Source organism: Staphylococcus sp. McC-251-APC-3A2, assembly GCF_009695665.1.
In the GTDB taxonomy this organism is placed as follows: Bacteria; Bacillota; Bacilli; order Staphylococcales; family Staphylococcaceae; genus Staphylococcus; species Staphylococcus cohnii.
In genome coordinates this window covers 429,411-448,225 of sequence record NZ_VUNO01000002.1, presented here as the reverse complement: position 1 = coordinate 448,225, position 18,815 = coordinate 429,411, and the positions used below count along the sequence as shown (strand labels likewise).

21 protein-coding genes are annotated in these 18,815 nt (G+C 33.0%); 12 read left to right on the top strand and 9 right to left on the bottom strand.

From position 1 onward, the window contains the following. The 3 genes from ureC to FYJ81_RS06995 are packed head-to-tail and all read right to left on the bottom strand — an operon-like array spanning nucleotide 1 to nucleotide 2,442. Nucleotides 1-1,716: an urease subunit alpha gene (gene ureC / locus FYJ81_RS07005; protein ID WP_154409501.1), complete on the bottom strand. Its 1,716-nt coding sequence runs from the start codon at nucleotides 1,714-1,716 to the stop codon at nucleotides 1-3. Continuing rightward, nucleotides 1,713-2,126, bottom strand: a complete 414-nt coding sequence (locus tag FYJ81_RS07000; protein ID WP_107383562.1) for an urease subunit beta — start codon at nucleotides 2,124-2,126, stop codon at nucleotides 1,713-1,715. The genes ureC and FYJ81_RS07000 overlap by 4 nt, the downstream gene beginning before the upstream one ends. Before the next feature lie 13 nt (nucleotides 2,127-2,139). Then, complete coding sequence (locus FYJ81_RS06995; RefSeq protein WP_019469957.1) at nucleotides 2,140-2,442, bottom strand: urease subunit gamma; 303 nt, start codon at nucleotides 2,440-2,442, stop codon at nucleotides 2,140-2,142. 211 nt (nucleotides 2,443-2,653) lie between these two features. Here FYJ81_RS06995 and yut point away from each other — a divergent pair, with 211 nt between their 5' ends. From yut to FYJ81_RS06945, 10 genes are all read left to right on the top strand, one after another. Then, nucleotides 2,654-3,553 carry an urea transporter gene (yut, locus tag FYJ81_RS06990; protein ID WP_107383563.1) on the top strand — a complete coding sequence of 300 codons (900 nt, stop codon included), beginning with the start codon at nucleotides 2,654-2,656 and terminating at the stop codon, nucleotides 3,551-3,553. Between the two features lie 113 nt (nucleotides 3,554-3,666). Then, a complete protein-coding gene (gene nikA, locus FYJ81_RS06985; RefSeq protein ID WP_119517596.1) occupies nucleotides 3,667-5,145 on the top strand; it encodes a nickel ABC transporter substrate-binding protein in 1,479 nt (492 codons plus the stop codon). Then, nucleotides 5,142-6,122: a nickel ABC transporter permease gene (nikB, locus tag FYJ81_RS06980; protein WP_119517595.1), complete on the top strand. Its 981-nt coding sequence runs from the start codon at nucleotides 5,142-5,144 to the stop codon at nucleotides 6,120-6,122. The genes nikA and nikB overlap by 4 nt, the downstream gene beginning before the upstream one ends. Continuing rightward, entirely contained in the window at nucleotides 6,119-6,940 is an 822-nt protein-coding gene (gene nikC / locus FYJ81_RS06975; protein ID WP_119517594.1) for a nickel transporter permease, read from the top strand. Before nikB ends, nikC begins: the two co-directional genes overlap by 4 nt. Then, nucleotides 6,933-7,718, top strand: coding sequence for an ATP-binding cassette domain-containing protein (locus tag FYJ81_RS06970; RefSeq protein WP_119517593.1), 786 nt, complete (start codon nucleotides 6,933-6,935; stop codon nucleotides 7,716-7,718). Before nikC ends, FYJ81_RS06970 begins: the two co-directional genes overlap by 8 nt. After that, nucleotides 7,711-8,403 (top strand): ABC transporter ATP-binding protein, encoded by a 693-nt coding sequence (locus tag FYJ81_RS06965; RefSeq protein ID WP_119517592.1) that lies wholly within the window; start codon nucleotides 7,711-7,713, stop codon nucleotides 8,401-8,403. The genes FYJ81_RS06970 and FYJ81_RS06965 overlap by 8 nt, the downstream gene beginning before the upstream one ends. Nucleotides 8,404-8,522: 119 nt before the next feature. Next, a complete protein-coding gene (locus tag FYJ81_RS06960) occupies nucleotides 8,523-9,437 on the top strand; it encodes an ABC transporter substrate-binding protein (protein ID WP_107385739.1) in 915 nt (304 codons plus the stop codon). Nucleotides 9,438-9,854: 417 nt separating this feature from the next. Beyond that, the gene (locus FYJ81_RS06955; protein ID WP_119517591.1) at nucleotides 9,855-10,268 is read left to right on the top strand and encodes a MarR family winged helix-turn-helix transcriptional regulator; all 414 of its coding nucleotides are present in this window, start codon (nucleotides 9,855-9,857) and stop codon (nucleotides 10,266-10,268) included. Between the two features lie 148 nt (nucleotides 10,269-10,416). Next, nucleotides 10,417-10,797 (top strand): VOC family protein, encoded by a 381-nt coding sequence (locus tag FYJ81_RS06950; RefSeq protein ID WP_107504483.1) that lies wholly within the window; start codon nucleotides 10,417-10,419, stop codon nucleotides 10,795-10,797. Nucleotides 10,798-10,854: 57 nt separating this feature from the next. Then, nucleotides 10,855-11,676: a Cof-type HAD-IIB family hydrolase gene (locus FYJ81_RS06945; protein WP_107504482.1), complete on the top strand. Its 822-nt coding sequence runs from the start codon at nucleotides 10,855-10,857 to the stop codon at nucleotides 11,674-11,676. Nucleotides 11,677-11,736: 60 nt separating this feature from the next. Here FYJ81_RS06945 and FYJ81_RS06940 read toward each other — a convergent pair whose 3' ends face one another. Together FYJ81_RS06940 and FYJ81_RS06935 are read right to left on the bottom strand one after the other, a co-directional pair. Beyond that, on the bottom strand, nucleotides 11,737-12,159 hold the full coding sequence (locus FYJ81_RS06940; RefSeq protein WP_107385026.1) for a universal stress protein: 423 nt from the start codon (nucleotides 12,157-12,159) through the stop codon (nucleotides 11,737-11,739). A 106-nt stretch (nucleotides 12,160-12,265) separates the two neighbouring features. Then, nucleotides 12,266-13,330, bottom strand: coding sequence for a quinone-dependent dihydroorotate dehydrogenase (locus FYJ81_RS06935; protein WP_107385744.1), 1,065 nt, complete (start codon nucleotides 13,328-13,330; stop codon nucleotides 12,266-12,268). A gap of 205 nt (nucleotides 13,331-13,535) precedes the next feature. On the opposite strand from FYJ81_RS06935, the gene FYJ81_RS06930 reads away from it, so the two are divergent. Further along, the gene (locus FYJ81_RS06930; protein ID WP_119517590.1) at nucleotides 13,536-14,393 is read left to right on the top strand and encodes a fructosamine kinase family protein; all 858 of its coding nucleotides are present in this window, start codon (nucleotides 13,536-13,538) and stop codon (nucleotides 14,391-14,393) included. A 208-nt stretch (nucleotides 14,394-14,601) separates the two neighbouring features. On the opposite strand, the gene FYJ81_RS06925 is transcribed toward FYJ81_RS06930, so the two are convergent. Next, nucleotides 14,602-14,835: a DUF896 domain-containing protein gene (locus FYJ81_RS06925; protein ID WP_107385029.1), complete on the bottom strand. Its 234-nt coding sequence runs from the start codon at nucleotides 14,833-14,835 to the stop codon at nucleotides 14,602-14,604. Next, a complete protein-coding gene (locus FYJ81_RS06920; RefSeq protein ID WP_107504479.1) occupies nucleotides 14,819-15,790 on the bottom strand; it encodes an LLM class oxidoreductase in 972 nt (323 codons plus the stop codon). Before FYJ81_RS06920 ends, FYJ81_RS06925 begins: the two co-directional genes overlap by 17 nt. A 246-nt stretch (nucleotides 15,791-16,036) precedes the next feature. Here FYJ81_RS06920 and FYJ81_RS06915 point away from each other — a divergent pair, with 246 nt between their 5' ends. After that, nucleotides 16,037-16,804, top strand: a complete 768-nt coding sequence (locus FYJ81_RS06915) for a trypsin-like serine peptidase (RefSeq protein WP_107385747.1) — start codon at nucleotides 16,037-16,039, stop codon at nucleotides 16,802-16,804. Nucleotides 16,805-16,926: 122 nt separating this feature from the next. Here FYJ81_RS06915 and FYJ81_RS06910 read toward each other — a convergent pair whose 3' ends face one another. Both FYJ81_RS06910 and FYJ81_RS06905 read right to left on the bottom strand, forming a co-directional pair. Further along, on the bottom strand, nucleotides 16,927-17,496 hold the full coding sequence (locus FYJ81_RS06910; RefSeq protein ID WP_107385748.1) for a TetR/AcrR family transcriptional regulator: 570 nt from the start codon (nucleotides 17,494-17,496) through the stop codon (nucleotides 16,927-16,929). An 88-nt stretch (nucleotides 17,497-17,584) separates the two neighbouring features. After that, a complete protein-coding gene (locus FYJ81_RS06905) occupies nucleotides 17,585-18,553 on the bottom strand; it encodes a DMT family transporter (RefSeq protein WP_107385749.1) in 969 nt (322 codons plus the stop codon). Between the last annotated feature and the right edge of the window lie 262 nt (nucleotides 18,554-18,815).

Sequence of the window (18,815 nt, the reverse complement as noted above, 5' to 3'; positions counted from 1 at the left end):
CTAGAATAAGAAATAACGTTGCGTTAGTGGTAACTCAGTAGCTGGTTCACTTGTTATTTTCTCACCATCGACAAATACTTCATAAGTTTGCGGGTCTACATCTAGTTTAGGTGTAGCGCTATTATTTTTCATATCTGCTTTAGTTAAATTACGAATATTTTTAACTGGTCTTAATTTACGTTTTAAGCCTAAACTTCTGCCAATATCATTTTCATAAGCAGTGGATGAAACAAAAGTGATAGCAGTACTTTGCATATTACCACCTAATTGTCCATACATATTACGATACTTGAGTGGTTCAGAAATTGGAATAGAGCCGTTAGCATCGCCGTTGATTGCTGTACTGATCATGCCACCTTTAAGCACTATCTCAGGCTTAACGCCAAAGAACGCTGGGTCCCACATTACAATGTCTGCAAGTTTACCTTCATCAATAGATCCAACATATTCTGAAATACCATGTGTGATTGCAGGATTAATTGTGTACTTCGCAATATAACGTTTGATACGGTTATTATCGTTATATTCACCGTCTCCTTCAAGTGCACCACGTTGTTCTTTCATACGATGAGCCACTTGCCATGTACGTGTGATTACCTCACCAACACGACCCATAGCTTGGGAGTCGGAACTTACCATACTAAATACCCCTAAATTTTGTAATACGTCTTCTGCAGCAATTGTTTCTTTACGAATACGAGAGTCAGCAAAAGCAACATCTTCAGGGATAGAAGCGTTAAGGTGATGTGTGATCATAACCATATCTAAATGTTCATCTATTGTATTGTGTGTGTATGGCAAAGTAGGGTTAGTGGATGATGGCAAAATGTTTGAGTAAGAGGCTGACTTAATTAAGTCGGGTGCGTGCCCGCCACCAGCACCTTCAGTATGGTACATGTGTAATACACGGTCTTTAACTGCTGCCATTGTTTCTTCCATAAATCCAGCTTCGTTTAAAGTATCTGCGTGTAAGGCAACTTGAATATCGTAGTCATCTGCGACTTGTAAAGCGTGATCTAAAGCAGATGGTGTTGCACCCCAGTCTTCATGGACTTTAAGACCAATGACACCTGCATGAATTTGTTCGACGAGGGCAGTGTGGTTAACAGCTTGTCCTTTCCCAGTAAAACCAATGTTTAATGGAATTTGTTCTGCTGCTTCCAACATGCGATGAATATACCAAGGTCCAGGCGTAACAGTTGTTGCTTTTGAGCCTTTAGAAGCTCCAGTACCACCACCGATTAATGTAGTTGTGCCACTTTCTAATGCAACGAGTGATTGCTCTGGGTTGATAAAGTGGACATGTGTATCAATGGCACCAGCAGTTATAATTTTACCTTCTGCAGCAATGACATCAGTCGTTGCACCAATAACGATATCAACATTATCCATAATGTCTGGGTTACCCGCTTTACCAATTTTCATAATATAGCCATTTTTCACACCAATATCTGCTTTGATTACTTTGTCATAATCAAGGATTAGCGCATTAGTAATAACTAAATCTGCAACTTTTTTGTCGTCTCTTGTTACGTTAGGGTTTTGAGCCATACCGTCTCGGATGGATTTACCGCCACCGAAAGTAGCTTCGTCACCATATGTAGCGAAATCTTTTTCGACTTTAGCGAATAGGTTTGTATCACCGAGTCTTACTGAATCACCAATTGTTGGTCCATAAAGACTCGTGTATTGAGATTGCGTCATTTTGAAACTCATCTTTTATACCCACTTTCTTTATTAGCATTATCTTCTGATAAATTGGACTCATCGATAATTTCTGATTCTTTAGTGTAATCATCTGGTTTAAATACACGTGTGTCGTCTATAGGACCATTTATTTTTCCGTGGAAACCAAAAATATTACGATTTCCTTTATATTCTACTAATTGAATTTCTTTTTCATCACCTGGTTCAAAACGAACTGCAGCACCTGCGGGTATATCTAAACGTTTGCCATAAGCGTGTTCACGATTAAAATCTAATGCAGGATTCACTTCGAAAAAGTGAAAGTGAGAACCAACTTGTATAGGCCGATCGCCTGTGTTTTTTACAGTGATGACTGTGGCATGAAGCCCTTTGTTAACATCGATTTCTGTACGTTTAACAATAATTTCACCTGGTTTCATCATGTATCCTCCTTTAGACTATCGGATGATGGACAGTAATTAATTTTGTACCATCAGGGAATGTTGCTTCAATTTCTAAATCAGTTAACATATCTGCAACACCTTCCATGACATCATCTGCGCTTAATATTTGTTTTCCATAACTCATAAGTTCTGCTACTGATTTCCCATCGCGCGCCCCTTCTAACAATTCAAAACTGATGATAGCGGCTGCTTCAGGATAGTTTAACTTTAATCCTCTTTGTTGACGTCTACGTGCTAAATCGGATGCAATGACTAACATTAACTTATCTTGCTCACGTTGTGTAAAATGCACGTTGTTCACTCCTTTTCCAAAACTGTTAAAACCAATACCAATGTGTATGTGTCTACATTTTAATAATAAAGGGTTGCTAGGCTAACTACAAGAATTACACATTAAGGAAAAGTGTGGAAATAGCGAATTTAGTAAAATTTGAAAGGCTTTTAATTATAGGTTGTATGATATAAGATGAATAACGTAAATTTTATAGAAATCAGGTGACATTGTGAATGCGATTCAAATATTATTAAAAAATATCGCACAGGTTTTATTGTTGAACAATGCATGGACAGGTTTATTTATCTTAATAGGTCTATTTATAGGTAGTTGGAAAGTCGGTTTAATGGCCCTCATCGCTAGTTTAACATCACTATTATTAGCTAAATATACAAATTACTCGGACGAAGAGATTAATAGTGGTTTAGCAGGTTTTAATCCAGTATTGACAGCAATTGCATTAACGTTATTTTTAGTACCTGAATGGTATAGCTTATTGATAGTCATTGTTGCAATAATTATAACGATGCCGTTAGGATCTGCATTTAGAGAGTTTTTCAAACCTTTTGGTGTACCTATGTTAACGATGCCATATGTATTTGTAAGCTGGGTTGTTTTATTAATGTCTTTTCAATTCAAGTTTGTAAATGCAGATGTAAAAATATTGCCTAATACAGTCAAAGAAATTACATATTCCGGACATCATATCGATTTTATTAGTGCCTTTTTATCAGGTTTTAGTGAAGTGTTTTTATTAAAAAGTGTTTTAGCAGGTATTTTCATTTTGACTGGGATATTTATTGCTTCAAGAAAAGCAGGACTCTACGCAATGATTGCTAACGTCATTGGCTTTGCAGCTGTTACAGTGCTCGGTGCAAATCATGATCAGATTAATGATGGTTTATTTGGTTATAATGTCATTCTTACAGTTTTAGCGTTAGGTGTGGCATTTAAAACTAGAATTCCGCGATATATGAGTATTGTGCTTGGTGTCTTACTCACGGTAGTTATACACGCAGGCATGATTACATTGCTAACACCATTTGGCTTACCTGTCTTTACCTTACCGTTTATAATTGCTACATGGATTATGTTATTCGCAGGAAATAGTATGCGTGTACAAAAATAAGTAACCTCTGAAGCATGAAGTTTAATTAAATGTACAAACTAAGTATAATAAAAGAGGGTGTGCTTTGTGGATAGATTATTATTTAATAAAAATTGTTGGAAAGAGGTATGTTTATGAAAAAAATCATCACAGTATTAGCTTCTACAGCAGTAATTTTGGCTGGTTGTAGTGGCTCTAGCAGCCAGTCTAAAGGAAAAACTTTAGATATAGAATTACCTTTGAAAACGACATCTATCGCACCATATGAAACAGATGTACCTGTGAAGGTAGGTGCTGCAGAATCATTATTTAAAGCGACAGCAGATGGTAAAGTTCAAAAGTTGCTAGTTAAATCTTACGAACAAACATCACCGACTCAATTAGATTTAACATTAAAAGATAATATTAAATTCCAAAACGGAAAAAAAGTGACAGGTGAAGCAGTTAAAGCCAGCTTGGAGAAAAGCATTCAAAAAAGTGATTTAGTCAAAGGTTCACTGCCAATCAAAGATATCAAAGTGGATGGACAAAAATTGCAAATCACAACTAAAACTGCATATCCTGAACTCATTTCAGAATTAGCTAGTCCATTCTCAGCTATTTATGATACTGAAGCTAAAGGAGATATAAATAAAACCCCTGTAGGCACTGGTCCATATCAAATTAAAGATTATAAGCAATCACAGAAAATTCAATTGGACCGAAATAAAGATTATTGGCAAGGCAAACCAAAACTAGACCACATCAATGTTACATATCAAGAAGACGGCAATGCCCGCACGAGTGATTTAGATTCTGGAAAAGCAGATGTTATTACGGATGTACCTGTTGAAAAAGTTAAATCATTAAAAGAGAGTGATAAGACGAAAATTTCATCTGTCTCTGGTTTCAGAACTGGATTATTATTATACAATCATACAAGTGATAAAATGACAAAGCAGGTTCGTGAAGCATTAGATAAAGTCATTGATCGTAAGCGTATTGCAGATAACGTTTCAAAAGGCTATGCAACACCTGCAACTGGACCATTTAATAAAAAACTGGACTTTATAAAAAATAAAGATGTACAAAAACAAGATATTGCTCAAGCTAAAAAAATAATGGAAGATGCAGGTTACAGTGAAGAGCACCCATTGAAACTGACGATATCTACGTATAATGGACGTCCAGAATTACCTAAAATTGCACAAGTAATTCAGTCGGATGCTAAAAAAGCTAATATTGATATCCAATTACGTAATGTGGATGACATACAGGGTTATTTAAAAGATAAAGATCAGTGGGATGCCTCACTTTACAGTTTTGGTACAATTCCTAGAGGGGATACGGGTTATTTCTTTAACCAAGCTTACAAACCAAAAGGCGCAATCAATGCAGGTGGCTATGATAATCATAAGGTCACAGCATTAATAGATGAGTTAAATAAAACACTGAACAAAGAAGAACGTAATAACATTACTAATCAAATCATTGATATTACAAGTGATGACATTGCAAACAGTTATATTTCTTATAACGATAATATCGTTGGAATGAATAATGATGTAGAGAATTTAACTTCAACACCAGAAGGTATTTATCTTATTGACTATAAGGTTGATAAAAAAGAATGATATTAAAACATATTCTTTCTAGAATTGGACAAATGATCATTGTATTGTTTGTCCTTTCTACTATCACTTTTATATTAATGAAACTCACGCCTGGAGACCCTGTTGATAAAGTTTTGCACTTAGATGTAGCGAATGTTTCAAGTGAACAAATTGAAGCTACGAAAGAACGATTAGGAATCAATCAATCCCCGGTAGTGCAATATTTTCAATGGTTAGGTCAGATAATACAGTTAAACTTCGGTACAAGTTATCAAACTGGAGAGCCTGTGATTAAAGAATTGATTTTTTACACACCTCCAACGTTAATCATTGCAGTATTAACGATTGTTATCGTATTTCTAGTTGCTATTCCTTTGGGGATATTAGCAGCAAAACGATATCATACATGGATAGATACTTGGATAAGAATATTGACTTCATTTACGGTGAGTGTGCCTTCCTTCTTTTTAGGAACGATATTAATTTATATATTTGCACAACAACTAAATATACTGCCTTCATCAGGTTTAGATTCTATCGCCGGTTATATATTGCCTGTAATCGCATTAAGTATTGGCATGAGTGCATATTATGTAAGGTTAATGCGTTCGACTTTAGTTGAACTATATCAATCTAAAGAAGTAGAAGCGGCTAGACTGAGAGGAATGTCAGAGCACTACATCTTATGGAAAGACTTGTTTAAGCCAGCTATTGTCCCCGTGATTACTGTATTAGGTATGTCTGTTGGTAGTTTGATTGGTGGTACGGTAGTGATTGAAAATTTATTTGGTATACCAGGTCTTGGTCACTTTCTTGTAGATAGTATTAGAGCGAGGGACTATCCAGTAGTACAAGGTGCTGTTATCATGATTGGATTCTTTGTGGTGTTGGCCAATACGATTAGTGATTTGTTACTTTTATGGATCGATCCTAAACGTCGTTTTAACAAAATAAATGATACATTAAAACGTCAGGGCCAGGATGGTGATATTGAATGAGACATAAGAATAAAGGGAATTTTATTTTTTATGTGTTTGGCATTTATGTATTGTTACTCATCGTAGCCCAATTTTTTATTTCAACAGATAGTGCATTAGAGGTACATTTGAATCATACACTAGAGCTTCCTAATAGCACACATTGGCTAGGTACGGATGATTATGGCCGAGATTTACTAGCAAGAGTGATTGTCGGTGCAAGATATACATTAATCATAAGTTTAATCACTTTGTTGATTACCGTAATAATTGGTGTGCCACTGGGACTTTTAGCAGGTTATAAAAAAGGTCTTGTTGATACGATTATTATGCGTGTTATCGACATAGGATTGAGTATTCCAGAATTTGTGTTAATGATTGCTATGGCAAGCTTCTTTAAACCGAGTATATGGAATTTAGTGATAGCAATTACTATTATCAAATGGATGACTTACACACGACTCACACGTTCAATTGTAAGTGGTGAAATAAGTAAACCATATATTCAAATGGCTAAGCTATTTAATGTACCAAAACATCGCATTATTTTAAAACATTTTTTCCCACAAGTGATGCCTTCTGTGATTGTTTTAATGACCGTAGATTTTGGGAAAATTATACTTTATATTTCTTCGTTATCATTCTTAGGTTTAGGTGCACAGCCACCTTCTCCAGAGTGGGGAGCAATGTTAAATGCAGGTAGAGATTATATCAGTTCATACCCATTGTTATTAATTGTACCCGCATTTTTAATCACATTAACTATTTTATTATTTAATTTAACTGGTGATGCATTGAGAGATAGACTTTTAAAAAGAAAGCGTGATGCTGATGGCTAATAATAATCTTTTAGAAATTACAAACTTAACCATCACAGATATCAATGGTCAAAGACTCGTAGACCATCTTGATTTAACATTACGAAAAAGTAAAGTGAATGTTTTGGTAGGTGAAAGTGGTTCTGGCAAAAGTTTAACTGCAAAAGCACTCGTACAACAAGTTCCTAGTATGTTGACAACACATTTTGATTCATTAGTTTACAAAGGACAATCAATCAATGGTGTAAGCAATTTACTAGGAAAAGAAATTGGTTTTATATCTCAGGATTATACACATAGTTTTAATGATCACACAAAATTAGGTAAGCAATTGCTTGGTATTTATAAAATGCATTATAAGGTAGATAAAACTACAGCTAATAAATTTGTAAAGCAAGCACTTAAATGGGTAGATTTAGATTCAGAAGCAGTGATGACACGTTATAGATTTAATTTATCAGGTGGTCAGCTTGCAAGGGTTCAAATCGCCAGTGTTTTAATGTTAAATCCAAGCGTTATTATTGCCGATGAACCTACAGCGTCATTAGATGCAATCACAGGTTATAATGTGATGCATTTAATCAAGCACTTAGCAGAAGTTCATAAAGTGACCTTATTGATGATTACGCATAATTTATCTCACGTGCTTGATTTTAGTGATTGGATTAGCGTCATTCAACATGGCAAAATCATAGACTTTAATCATGTTCAAGCATTTAAGGATGGAAATGTAAAACCATACAGTCTTAAATTGTTTGATGCGCGTAGTCAGTTAAGGAAGGATGACATAAATGATTAAGTTGCAAAATATAAACTTTGCTTATAAAAATGCTCCTATTTTAAAAAATATTAATTTAACGATAGTTTCAAATGAAAAAGTTGGCATTGTTGGTGAAAGTGGTTCTGGTAAAACGACGTTGGCTCATGTAATGTTAGGATTATTAACCAATTATCAAGGTCAATATTCAACACAAGGACTAAGTATGCTTCCGATATTTCAACATGCATACGATAGTTTTAATCCCAAATTCAAAATACAAACCGCACTAGAAGAACCAATACGATATTATAAAGGTTCACAATCAACAGCAGATATTCGCGCAAGTCTTAAATATTTAATGTCATATATGCATTTAGAAGAATCATTATTACAAAAGTTTCCAGACGAGTTAAGTGGTGGACAGTTACAACGATTTAACACAATACGTACATTAATGCTAGCACCGGATATGTTAATCTGCGATGAAATAACTGCTAGTTTAGATGTGATAGCTGAACAAAGAATGATAAAAGTTTTGAAAGACTACCATGATCAAACAAACAAAGGAATCATTATGATTTCTCATGATATTGCTTTTTTAAATCAATTTGTTGAGCGAATTGTTGTTATGAAAGATGGAGAAATTGTCGATGATTTTCCGATTGCGTATTTATTTTCTGAAGAACGCCACCATTATACCAAAGCGCTACTTTCTATATATTAAGTTGAGTCATCATTCATGCACAATCAACAATTATTTGTGGTTCGTTCAATATAAATGAAGTATAATATATAATTAAGCTCAGTTTAAATTGTAAACATATGAAAAGGGGATATTTAGGAATGAAAAAATTATTATTACCATTACTTGCACTTATTTTGGTATTAGCAGCATGTGGTAATCAATCTGATAATGAGTCATCAAAAAGCAAGAAAGAAACAAAGACGTATGTTCAAGATTCAGGAGATAAAGTAAAAATACCTAAAAAACCAAAACGTATTGTCGTACTTGGTGCAACTTATGCAGGTGGTTTAAAACAACTTGATGGGAATATAGTAGGTGTAGCTAACATCGTGGATGATAGCAAAGTATTAAAGGATAAATTTAAAGACGTTAAAAAAGTAGACGCAGAGAATGTGGAAAGTGTCGCAAAGTTAAAACCAGATTTAATTATTACTTATAATACTGATAAAAATTTAAAAAAATTAAATAAAATTGCTCCCACAATTGCTTTTGATTATTTGAAACATGATTACAAAGAGCAACATCAAGAGCTAGGAAAAATAATAGGTAAAGAAAAACAAGCAAATGCCTGGATTGATGAATGGGAGAAAAAGACAAAAAATGACGGTGAAACAATAAAAGAGGCTATTGGTGAAGACACAACTGTTTCAATTATCAAAGATTTTGATAAAAAAGTATATGCACTCGGTAAGACATACGGTCATGGTAGTGAAGTATTGTATGATGCATTTGGCTTGAAAATGCCAGAAAATGTTGAAAAAGCTACTGAGAAAAATGATTTAGCTGATATATCTGAAGAAGAAATTCCAGATATGGCAGGTGATTATGTCGTTACACCAGTCGCTAAAGGAACTCAATTATCTTTTGAAAATAAAGATTTATGGAAAAGTACTGAGGCTGTCAAAAATGGACATACAATTAAAGTGGATGAGGGCATTTATTGGTTAAATGATCCTTACTCTTTAGAATATGAACGTAAAGATTTGAAAGAGCAATTATTGAAAAAGCAATAAGCATAAATCGTGTTAATTTAACAAATTAAAACCATTTTAGTCACTATTAACAGTTGAAACACTAATAGAATTGAACTTATTTTATTAGTATTAATTGTTAGTACACTAAAATGGTTTTTTGTATTATGCTCAAGATAAACAATATTATAATTATATGTTGTTGATGTATAAAAAAAGTGGAAATTGGGAGTATCACGTCTTTAGTTCGACATTTTTATCCTTTAAACTAAAAAGTAGATACCGAAACTTATAGAATATTGAATAATATAGTTTATAAAAGCAACGTATTTATATAGGTAGTCATATGAAAAAAGTGCAACACTTGGAAATAATGTTTTTTGTACAACATCATTTCAGAATTAATTAATAAATGACCTAAAGAAACTTTCAAACGTATGATTAGTGGGGAGATATACAATGAAAAAAGAACAAAAAGTGGATAATTGGATTAAAATGACTAAATATATACATTATATTGAAGCGATGATTGAAAGAAAATTGAAAGAACAATATCATCTAAGTATTAAAGAATTTTATGTATTATATGAAATTTATAAGTCAGAGAATAAAAAATACAAAATCAATGATTTGATTAAAGTGGTTGACTTAAGTCAAAGTGCGATGTCTAGACTTATTGTAAGAATGGAAAATACAGAGACGCCACTTGTATATAGACAAGAATGTGTAGAAGACCAACGCGCCATGTACATTTATCTAACTGGTTGTGGAGAAAAAGTAACTCAGACAGCACTAAATACTTACGATCAATTATTAAAACAAGTTAATTTAAAGAGTATCAGCGCTTTGACAAACATGGATGAGAATGGTTAGAGTCTACCGTAATTGAAAGCTAAAATAAATATTTTGAAGCTTTGTGCTATTGAAATAGAAAATGATAATGTCATGTTTTTAAAAGTGATTTATGTTTTACTATAAGTGTGTAATACATTGAAAAATTTGAAAAGGGAGAGGATGGCTAATGGAAATTAATGCTGCATGGCTCAATTTACCAGTACAAGATTTGGAAGCAAGTGAAAAATTTTATGATACGATAGGATTTACAATCAAAAAACATAAAGACATGATGAATAAAATGCGAGGTATTCAAACGAAAGATGGCCAAATCATTATGCTGATAGAAAAAAAGCAATTTGAAAAAGTTTCTAGACTTTCATCTATAGGTAACAATGAAGCATTAGTATCACTTTCAGTTTCAACAAAACCAGAAGTTGATACGTTAGTTTCCTTGGTTGAACAAGCAGGCGGAAAAGTACTAGAAACAGGCACGGAACATGAGGGGTATTACGGGGCCTTATTTAGTGATATAGATGGTCATTTGTTCAATGTCATTGTGATGTAATGACTTATTATATAACCCATCTTTTAATGATTTGTACAGGAATGGAAGGTGTAACATTTGATAAAAGCAATAGCAGTAGATAAAGACGGTACCTTTTTTAAATCGGATAATACCTATGATGAAGCTTATTTCAATAAAATTTTTGAAAGCATGATGGAAAGAGATATAAAATTTATCATTGCAAGTGGTAACCAATATGCACAATTACGTTCATTTTTTTCAGGTAAGGATCATCAGATAACGTATATAGCTGAAAATGGTGCAGTTACGTATCAAAATAACAAATTAGAAGCAGCTGAATATTTTGATCAACAATTGGTATTTGACGTTTTAAATTTGATTATTAATCATTATCATATTGAAGATATTGTGTTAAGCGGAGTTAAAAGTGCTTATGTATTAGAAGATGTGGGTAATGACTTTTTATCATTTTTATATAAATATTATTTTAATATAACGAAAGTTTCTGACTTTAAAACTATTGAGCAAGATGAATTTGTTAAGATTGCGCTTAGAATTAAAGATCCATTACTTTTAGATGAAGTAATGAAAGGTTTGAAAGCACAATATGGTGAAGAAATAAAGCCAGTTACAAGTGGAAATGATAGTTTGGATTTAATATTACCTAAAGTGAATAAAGGTGTAGCGATTAAAACACTTTTAGATAAATGGGATATACAACCACAAGAATTGCTAGCTTTTGGAGATGCAAATAATGATATAGAAATGTTAGCTTTGACTCCAAATAGTTATGCAATGGCTGAATGTAGTCCTGAAGTGGCTGATGTCGCAAATTACAAAGCGCCTTCCAATGATGAATCAGGTGTGTTACAAGTCATCGAGCGATATTTAAAACAAGATAACGATATTACAAACTAAAATAACGACAAAAACTCATTATTCCTTAATAGAATAATGAGTTTTATTAATGATGTTAAATTATTTTATAATAAGTACAGGAATATTTGCGCTATTAGCGATTTTATGTGTAACATTTCCCAGTACATTTTTTATGTCTGGTTTGGCCCGTTTATTACTCATAACGATGATATCATAGCTATTTTCTTCGATTTCACTTAATATTTCTTGTTTAATGTAGCCAGAACGAAACTTCACTTGAATTTTTAAGCCGAGTGATTCTAATTTTTCAACAAAAGGTGATATTTCATTGCCTTTTTCTTCAGCTAATTCTTCAAAATGTTTGCCACCATAGCGAACCGAAGTTTGTAAATCACCTTCAGGTATAACGTTGAAAATAGTGATTTTTGCATTGTCAACGCCGGTAGTTAAATTTTGTAATTCTTTAGGAACGTTATTAAAAGAATTATCAAAATCATATGCTAATAATATATTTTTATACATTGTAGCGCCCCCTTCGGTAATTGTTTACCCTATATAATAAAAAATCATCATAATTTCACAATTAATATTTTACAATAAATAATTCGATAAGAAAAACTAAAATATTTTACGCATCTAATCCTATGATATCATCGATATGTTTGTATCCATTTCTTAGTAAATATTGTGCAAGCTGTTTGTTCATAGTTTTAGTTAATCCAGGCCCTTCAAATACGAGTGAACTATAAATTTGAACCAGCGATGCACCATGACGTAACATTTTGATGACGTCATTCACTTCGAAAATGCCACCAGTACCAATGATTAAAAACTGACCTTGCGTTTCTTTATAGGCATGTGCAATCAGTTTTAAATTCCGCTTAAATAAAGGTTTTCCACTTAACCCGCCAGTTTCTTTTTGATTAACGGAATGTAATTGTTCACGTTTTTGCGTAGTATTCGCTAAAATGATGCCATCAAACGTTTGTGTTATAGGTTTGAGCATTCGAGACAAACTTTCTGTACTAAGGTCAGATGTTAATTTTATAAAAATAGGTACGTTAAGATCATGTTGTGTTTTATAATTTTGTATAGCAGCACATAATTGAGAAAATTCATTTTTATCATGAAAACTTTGTAGGTTTTCCGTGTTAGGAGAACTGATATTAACGGTGAAGAATGTGACGTCATTTTTAAATGTGTCTATGACTTTTATATAATCTTGGTAACGTGCTTCATATGGCGTTGCTTTATTTACCCCAACATTTAAGCCAATAGGCGTATGGTAACTATATTTTCTTAGATTACTCAACGCCTTGTTCATACCTAAATTATTAAATCCCATACGATTGATTAGCGCGTGGTCTTCTACTAATCGATACATGCGTGGTTTAGGATTGCCAGGCTGTGGTTTAGGTGTTACGCCGCCTAATTCTAACGATCCAAATCCTACTTTATCTAGTGCTTTTGGAACTTCACAAGATTTATCAAATCCCGCAGCTAATCCGATTGGATTTTCAAAATGTATACCTTTGATGCTTTGAGATAATATAGGGTTCCTATAATGAAATAATTTTTCGAGTATTGGCAGCAATTTAGTGTACTTTTGAGGGATTTTAAGGGCATTAATCGTCATACCGTGTGCTTTTTCAGGGTCTAATTGAAATAAAATAGGTTTAATTAACTTATACATGTTGTAATCGCTCCATTTGTTTAAATTAGTAGTAGATGAAAATATATGTCTTTAATAGACTAGCATTTTAGTATTCATATGCCTAGTATAAATAAGAAATATTAATATAACCTTCAAATTATTAGAGAAGACCCTGATTTTGATTAAATTTTAAATAAAACGGTAATAGTACAATGATGTGATGGAATAATGGAGGGATATTTTTATGAAAAAACAATGGCAATCACAATTACCATTAGATAATATACAGTCTATTGCACCAGTAAGCGGTGGAGACGTTAACGAAGCCTATCGCGTAGAAACATCTCAAAAGCCATATTTTTTATTAGTACAACGTCAGAGAAGTAAAGCCTTTTTTGATGCAGAAGTTGCTGGTCTCAATTTGTTTGAAAAAGCTGGAATTACTGCGCCAATAGTCATTGATAGTGGTGAAATCGATGGAGATGCCTATCTTTTGCTAAGTTTTTTAAATGAAGGAAACCAAGGTAGCCAAGCTGAACTTGGAGAATTGGTAGCTAAAATGCATCAACAACAGCAGCCAGATGGCAAGTTTGGTTTTGATTTACCTTATGAAGGCGGTGATGTATCATTCGACAATGATTGGTCTGATAGTTGGACGACCATATTTGTTGAACGTCGTTTAGATCATTTAAAAGATAGATTGGTAGATCAAGGTTTATGGATAGAGGAAGATGTACAAACTTATCATAAAGTGCGGGAAGTAATTGTAACTGCGTTAAGTGACCATACAAGTAAACCCTCATTATTGCACGGTGATTTGTGGGGTGGTAATTATATGTTCTTAGAAAATGGTCAACCTGCATTGTTTGATCCGGCACCACTATATGGTGATAGAGAATTTGATTTAGGTATAACTACTGTGTTTGGTGGCTTTACTCAAACTTTTTATGATTCCTATAATAAGCATTATCCTTTAAGTAAAGGTGCCAATGAACGACTAGAATTTTATCGTTTGTATTTATTAATGGTACATTTACTGAAATTTGGAAGTATGTATGCGGGCAGTGTAGATCGATCCATGGAAAACATATTAAATAATTAAACGTAGAAAAAATGCTTCATTGTTGTTATATAGCTATGTTACACATTGCTTTCATTACAAATATTTCAGCTTAAAATGTGTTAGAAAGCATCAACCCTTTAAAATGAAAAGATAAGTATAAAATATGATAAACAAACTCATTAAAACGTTTCAATTTAATGGTTATATAGAAAACCCGTCAAGTATCATTTACTTGACGGGTTTTTTATTAATCTAAATTTAGTGTGCCCATTTCTTCACGCAATTTATAAACTTTATCAGGTGTAACATCTTCACCTAAAGGATCTACAACTTTTAAAGTAGAAAATGTGTTAACGACTTGGCCGCGAATCATTTGAAGATATTCTTGTCTTAACACGTGTTGCTCTTGTTTTTCTTCTACACTCAAAGTTTGCACTTTTTCTTTGTTTGCTAATTGGTTAATTCTATCTAGTAGTTTCATAAATTTTGTCCTCCTGTAAATGTCGAGGTGGAAAGTGTGGAATAATTTCATTACCGACCTCTGTTAATATTTCTTTATAAGTTCTGTCGTTGGCTATAAACTGCAACATTATATGATTGGTTCCGATACGTTCATACGCTTTTAGGATGTTTAACAAAGTGTTTCTTCCTAGGCGATAACCACCTTTAATCGGCTTTACAAGTTCATTCGGATTAACTGATAAATCAATTACCAAAGGATGCATAAAGGGTTTGAATGTATCGTTTTGATGCCATTGCTGTAATAAAGCTTTTTGTTGTTGGAAAGGTTGAGGATAAAATAACCAACCATCCACATGTGTTTTTAACCAATCAATATGTTGTTTGGCGTATCCTGTTGCGAACATAGGAATATGCTTATGCTTTGGTAATACTTGTAAGCCAGAATCTTCGTACAGTTCAAATAAAGTATTTGACGTTTGTGGTGATGATGATTGCCATAATTCTTTTAAAGATGACACAGCTGATTGAAAATGTTGACTTAGATCGTTTGGATTGATTTTAAAAGTTGGAAATTCAAATTGACGATCTCCAGTAGCAATCCCTAATAACAATCGCTCGTTTGATATTAAATCAAGAGAGGCAGATGCTTTAGCAATATGCACAGGATGACGTAATGTTGCAACAATACTAGATGTTCCGAGAGCGATTTTGGATGTGTTGGCAGCGATGAAAGTTAAAAACACAAACGGATCGTAGTTTGTCGTTACATTACCAAGGTGCGGACTATATAAAGGATTATCTCGCACAAATAAGCTTGTGAATCCAAGTTTTTCAGCATATTGAACTAATGCTATTTGTTGATCAATTGGCAATGCGATATTTTCAGGATCATCAAAGGGTAACATTAATCCTAAGGTTAAATGTTCCTGTTGAAAAGTTCTTTGAAAACCATTGTGTGTTTGAATTGTTGTCACGTCTATCCCTCCTCTTCAATTAAATTAAACAACGACTGTAAACTAAGTAACACTTGTTGTTTAGATAGATTATATGGCATGATTTATTATAATGCAAACAACATGTTTATAAATTCATTGTATAAGCGACAAAGTGAGCAATATGTTGTTTAAATCACATAATTAATGTACTAAGTAATAATTGATTAAAATCTTAAAATTCTGTAAATTTAAAAAGTAATATTTTTTAATAGGAGGTAGGTTTTGTTGAAAAACATATTAGTCGGCATCATTATAGGCACATTATTATTTTTATCAAGCACTATCAATGCTGAGGCACAAGCACAAAATCAAAATGATACTATGAAAAGTTCGCAACAGACTAATGAGAGGAATCAAATAGGTACTGCCACACCAAGAGTCATGCTACCAGGTGAAAATAGACATCAAATTGAAAATACTCAATCTGGTCATTACCAATCCATTGGCTACATAGAAAAAGGAGAAACAATCGCTACTGGTGTGGTTGTTGGTAAAAATACAGTATTGACGAATAAGCATGTAGTAAATAACGGTAATGGAAAGCTATCATTTGCACCTGCTGCTGAAAATGAAAATAGTTTTCCGTATGGTACATTTACAGAAAAAGAAGTGGTAGCCTATCCTGGAGATGCTGACTTAGTACTAGTTCATTTTAATAAAAATGGTGAAGGGCAGTCAGTTGGAGATGTTGTGACACCTGCCACAATTGGTGAAACTAGTACTGTGTCTAGTAATGATCCAATAACAGTTACAGGTTATCCAGGTGACAAACCTTTAGCAACGATGTGGGAAAGTTCGGGTAAAGTCATAAGTAATAATGACAGTATATTAACATATAGTGCCAGCACATTTGGGGGAAACTCAGGCTCGCCTGTCTTTAATGCAAATAATGAATTAATTGGTCTACATTACGGTGGTATAGAAGGAGAAAGCAATAATGCAGTAGCGATTACAGGTGAAGTATTGGAATTTATCAATGATCACAATGTTTAAACATTTATTTTACTTAAATAAATTAAGCCCCTCGTTAAATAAGTTACGATAACTTATTTAACGAGGGGCTATATGAATGATTAAAGCATAACTATTTTCATTGTCCAAACGCATTGTGCGAATTATTTTTGATTTGAAAGTTGGGATGTAATGAAGGGTAATGACTTGTTGATGTATGATTCAGCAGGTAAATTACTCGAATGGAACCAATGTTTAGCGATGCCGTATAATCCCCATGATAGAAAACGTGCACTTGTAGCAAGTGTCTCTCTATCTATATCTTTGTGTTCATCAGACATTAATTTTAAAAAAATATCTTCTAATTCTTCTTTAATTCTTTTCTCGACAATTTCCCCATATGCTTCACTATTTAGACGGCACTCTTCATGAGTATCTTGGATATAACTAGTAATTGTAATAAAACATTGGCACAGTGCTTTTTCATTTAATTCTGTAACCATATTGAGCGATTGATTTAAATTTTTTAAGATTGTTTCAGACAGTGTATATTCCATGATGTCATATTTATCGTAAAAATGAGCATAAAAGGTAGCGCGATTGACAGTGGCACGTTCGGTAATATCTTTAACCGTAATTGATACTAACTTTTTTTCTTTTGCAATTTCACGAAAAGCGTCCATTAATAATTTTTTAGTTCTTATAATACGGGGATCTATATGAGTATGAGTCAATTAATTACACCTCTATATTTGTTATTATCATTAGACAAATTATCTTGCTTTACGAACAAGTTGTCAATTAACATAACTAGCTTTGATTTTATTTCAATTCTATTTTACGATCATTTATTTTACTATTTAAAAAACAATAAATAATGATACCTAATGTGATGATTATAATACCGACAATACTTAACATATTTGGTAACGCTAAGCCTAAAAGTAACATTTCGCCAATTAATGTAAAAACGATTTCCATCGCTTGTGTCGCTTCAACAGCAGCTAACTTAGTTTGGTTATGTTTCACTATATTCGTTGCATAGAAGAATAATGTTGTTGCTATGATACCAGAGAAAATCGCAACTAAAAAAGTTTGCGTGATTTGATTTGAAGAGGGTAGCCCTTGAGTAGCTACTCCAATCAGAAAAATAATCAACCATAATGGTAAGGTGACTAAGGTCATGCCATATATCCGTTCGATCGTATTTAAATCGTTGCCAACAACCACCATCATTTTACGATTGCCTAAAGGGTAACAAAATGCTGCAATCATCAACGGTATGACAGATAATAGGAAAATATGTAATTCTATATTCGAAATGTGCGGAATTTGTACAATGATAACACCTAATATCATAATGCTAGATGTAGCAAGTGAACGCCACGGGATACGTTCTCTCATTTTGATTGTGGATTGTCCTTGTTGTATATATGTGTAGAAAAATGGAGCTGTAAAAAGACCGCAAATAATGGTTAATTGCCATGTCGCAGAAATAAGCCAACCTGGGCTATAATTTGATACAAAAGTTATGGGTACATAAAAAAAGACAAAACCAAGTGAACTCCACAATAACCACCTGAAAAAATTTTGCTTAATATGCAATAAAATAATATGATGACGCCCTTTACGGTTCCAAATAACCATCATTAACAAAAAAGGGAACATAAAAATAAAGCGTAGTGACGCACTAAAAAGCCAACTGCCACCTTTGCTAGACATTGCATGATTTAGTATGAATGTAATAGAAAAAAAGAAAGCAGCTAATATACCAATTAAAATTGCTCGCATTAAAGACCACCTCAAGTTGTGTAATGATACTAACTTACCAGTTTTTTTAAATGCAGCAAACATAATTCATACAAAAAATGTGATATTTCTATAAAATTATGTGAATTTTCGGAAAATAAAAAGCAAAACCACTAGAAAAGTAGTATGATAGGTTTAACAGTAGTAAAAAAAGAAAGCTTAATAAATGAAACAATGCCGTTGTAATTAGAGTAGTGATGCTAAATGATAAAATATTTATTACAAAATAATACTTAGATAAAAT

What these genes read in the sequence shown, in the direction of transcription:
- FYJ81_RS06925 (WP_107385029.1), bottom strand. Translation starts at nt 14,835, where the DNA reads ATGAAACTACTAGATAGAATTAACCAATTAGCAAACAAAGAAAAAGTG.
- FYJ81_RS06960 (WP_107385739.1), top strand. Translation starts at nt 8,523, where the DNA reads ATGAAAAAATTATTATTACCATTACTTGCACTTATTTTGGTATTAGCA.
- nikB (WP_119517595.1), top strand. Translation starts at nt 5,142, where the DNA reads ATGATATTAAAACATATTCTTTCTAGAATTGGACAAATGATCATTGTA.
- FYJ81_RS06930 (WP_119517590.1), top strand. Translation starts at nt 13,536, where the DNA reads ATGAAAAAACAATGGCAATCACAATTACCATTAGATAATATACAGTCT.
- FYJ81_RS07000 (WP_107383562.1), bottom strand. Translation starts at nt 2,126, where the DNA reads ATGAAACCAGGTGAAATTATTGTTAAACGTACAGAAATCGATGTTAAC.
- nikC (WP_119517594.1), top strand. Translation starts at nt 6,119, where the DNA reads ATGAGACATAAGAATAAAGGGAATTTTATTTTTTATGTGTTTGGCATT.
- FYJ81_RS06950 (WP_107504483.1), top strand. Translation starts at nt 10,417, where the DNA reads ATGGAAATTAATGCTGCATGGCTCAATTTACCAGTACAAGATTTGGAA.
- ureC (WP_154409501.1), bottom strand. Translation starts at nt 1,716, where the DNA reads ATGAGTTTCAAAATGACGCAATCTCAATACACGAGTCTTTATGGACCA.
- FYJ81_RS06955 (WP_119517591.1), top strand. Translation starts at nt 9,855, where the DNA reads ATGAAAAAAGAACAAAAAGTGGATAATTGGATTAAAATGACTAAATAT.
- FYJ81_RS06965 (WP_119517592.1), top strand. Translation starts at nt 7,711, where the DNA reads ATGATTAAGTTGCAAAATATAAACTTTGCTTATAAAAATGCTCCTATT.
- nikA (WP_119517596.1), top strand. Translation starts at nt 3,667, where the DNA reads ATGAAAAAAATCATCACAGTATTAGCTTCTACAGCAGTAATTTTGGCT.
- FYJ81_RS06905 (WP_107385749.1), bottom strand. Translation starts at nt 18,553, where the DNA reads ATGCGAGCAATTTTAATTGGTATATTAGCTGCTTTCTTTTTTTCTATT.
- FYJ81_RS06940 (WP_107385026.1), bottom strand. Translation starts at nt 12,159, where the DNA reads ATGTATAAAAATATATTATTAGCATATGATTTTGATAATTCTTTTAAT.
- FYJ81_RS06935 (WP_107385744.1), bottom strand. Translation starts at nt 13,330, where the DNA reads ATGTATAAGTTAATTAAACCTATTTTATTTCAATTAGACCCTGAAAAA.
- FYJ81_RS06970 (WP_119517593.1), top strand. Translation starts at nt 6,933, where the DNA reads ATGGCTAATAATAATCTTTTAGAAATTACAAACTTAACCATCACAGAT.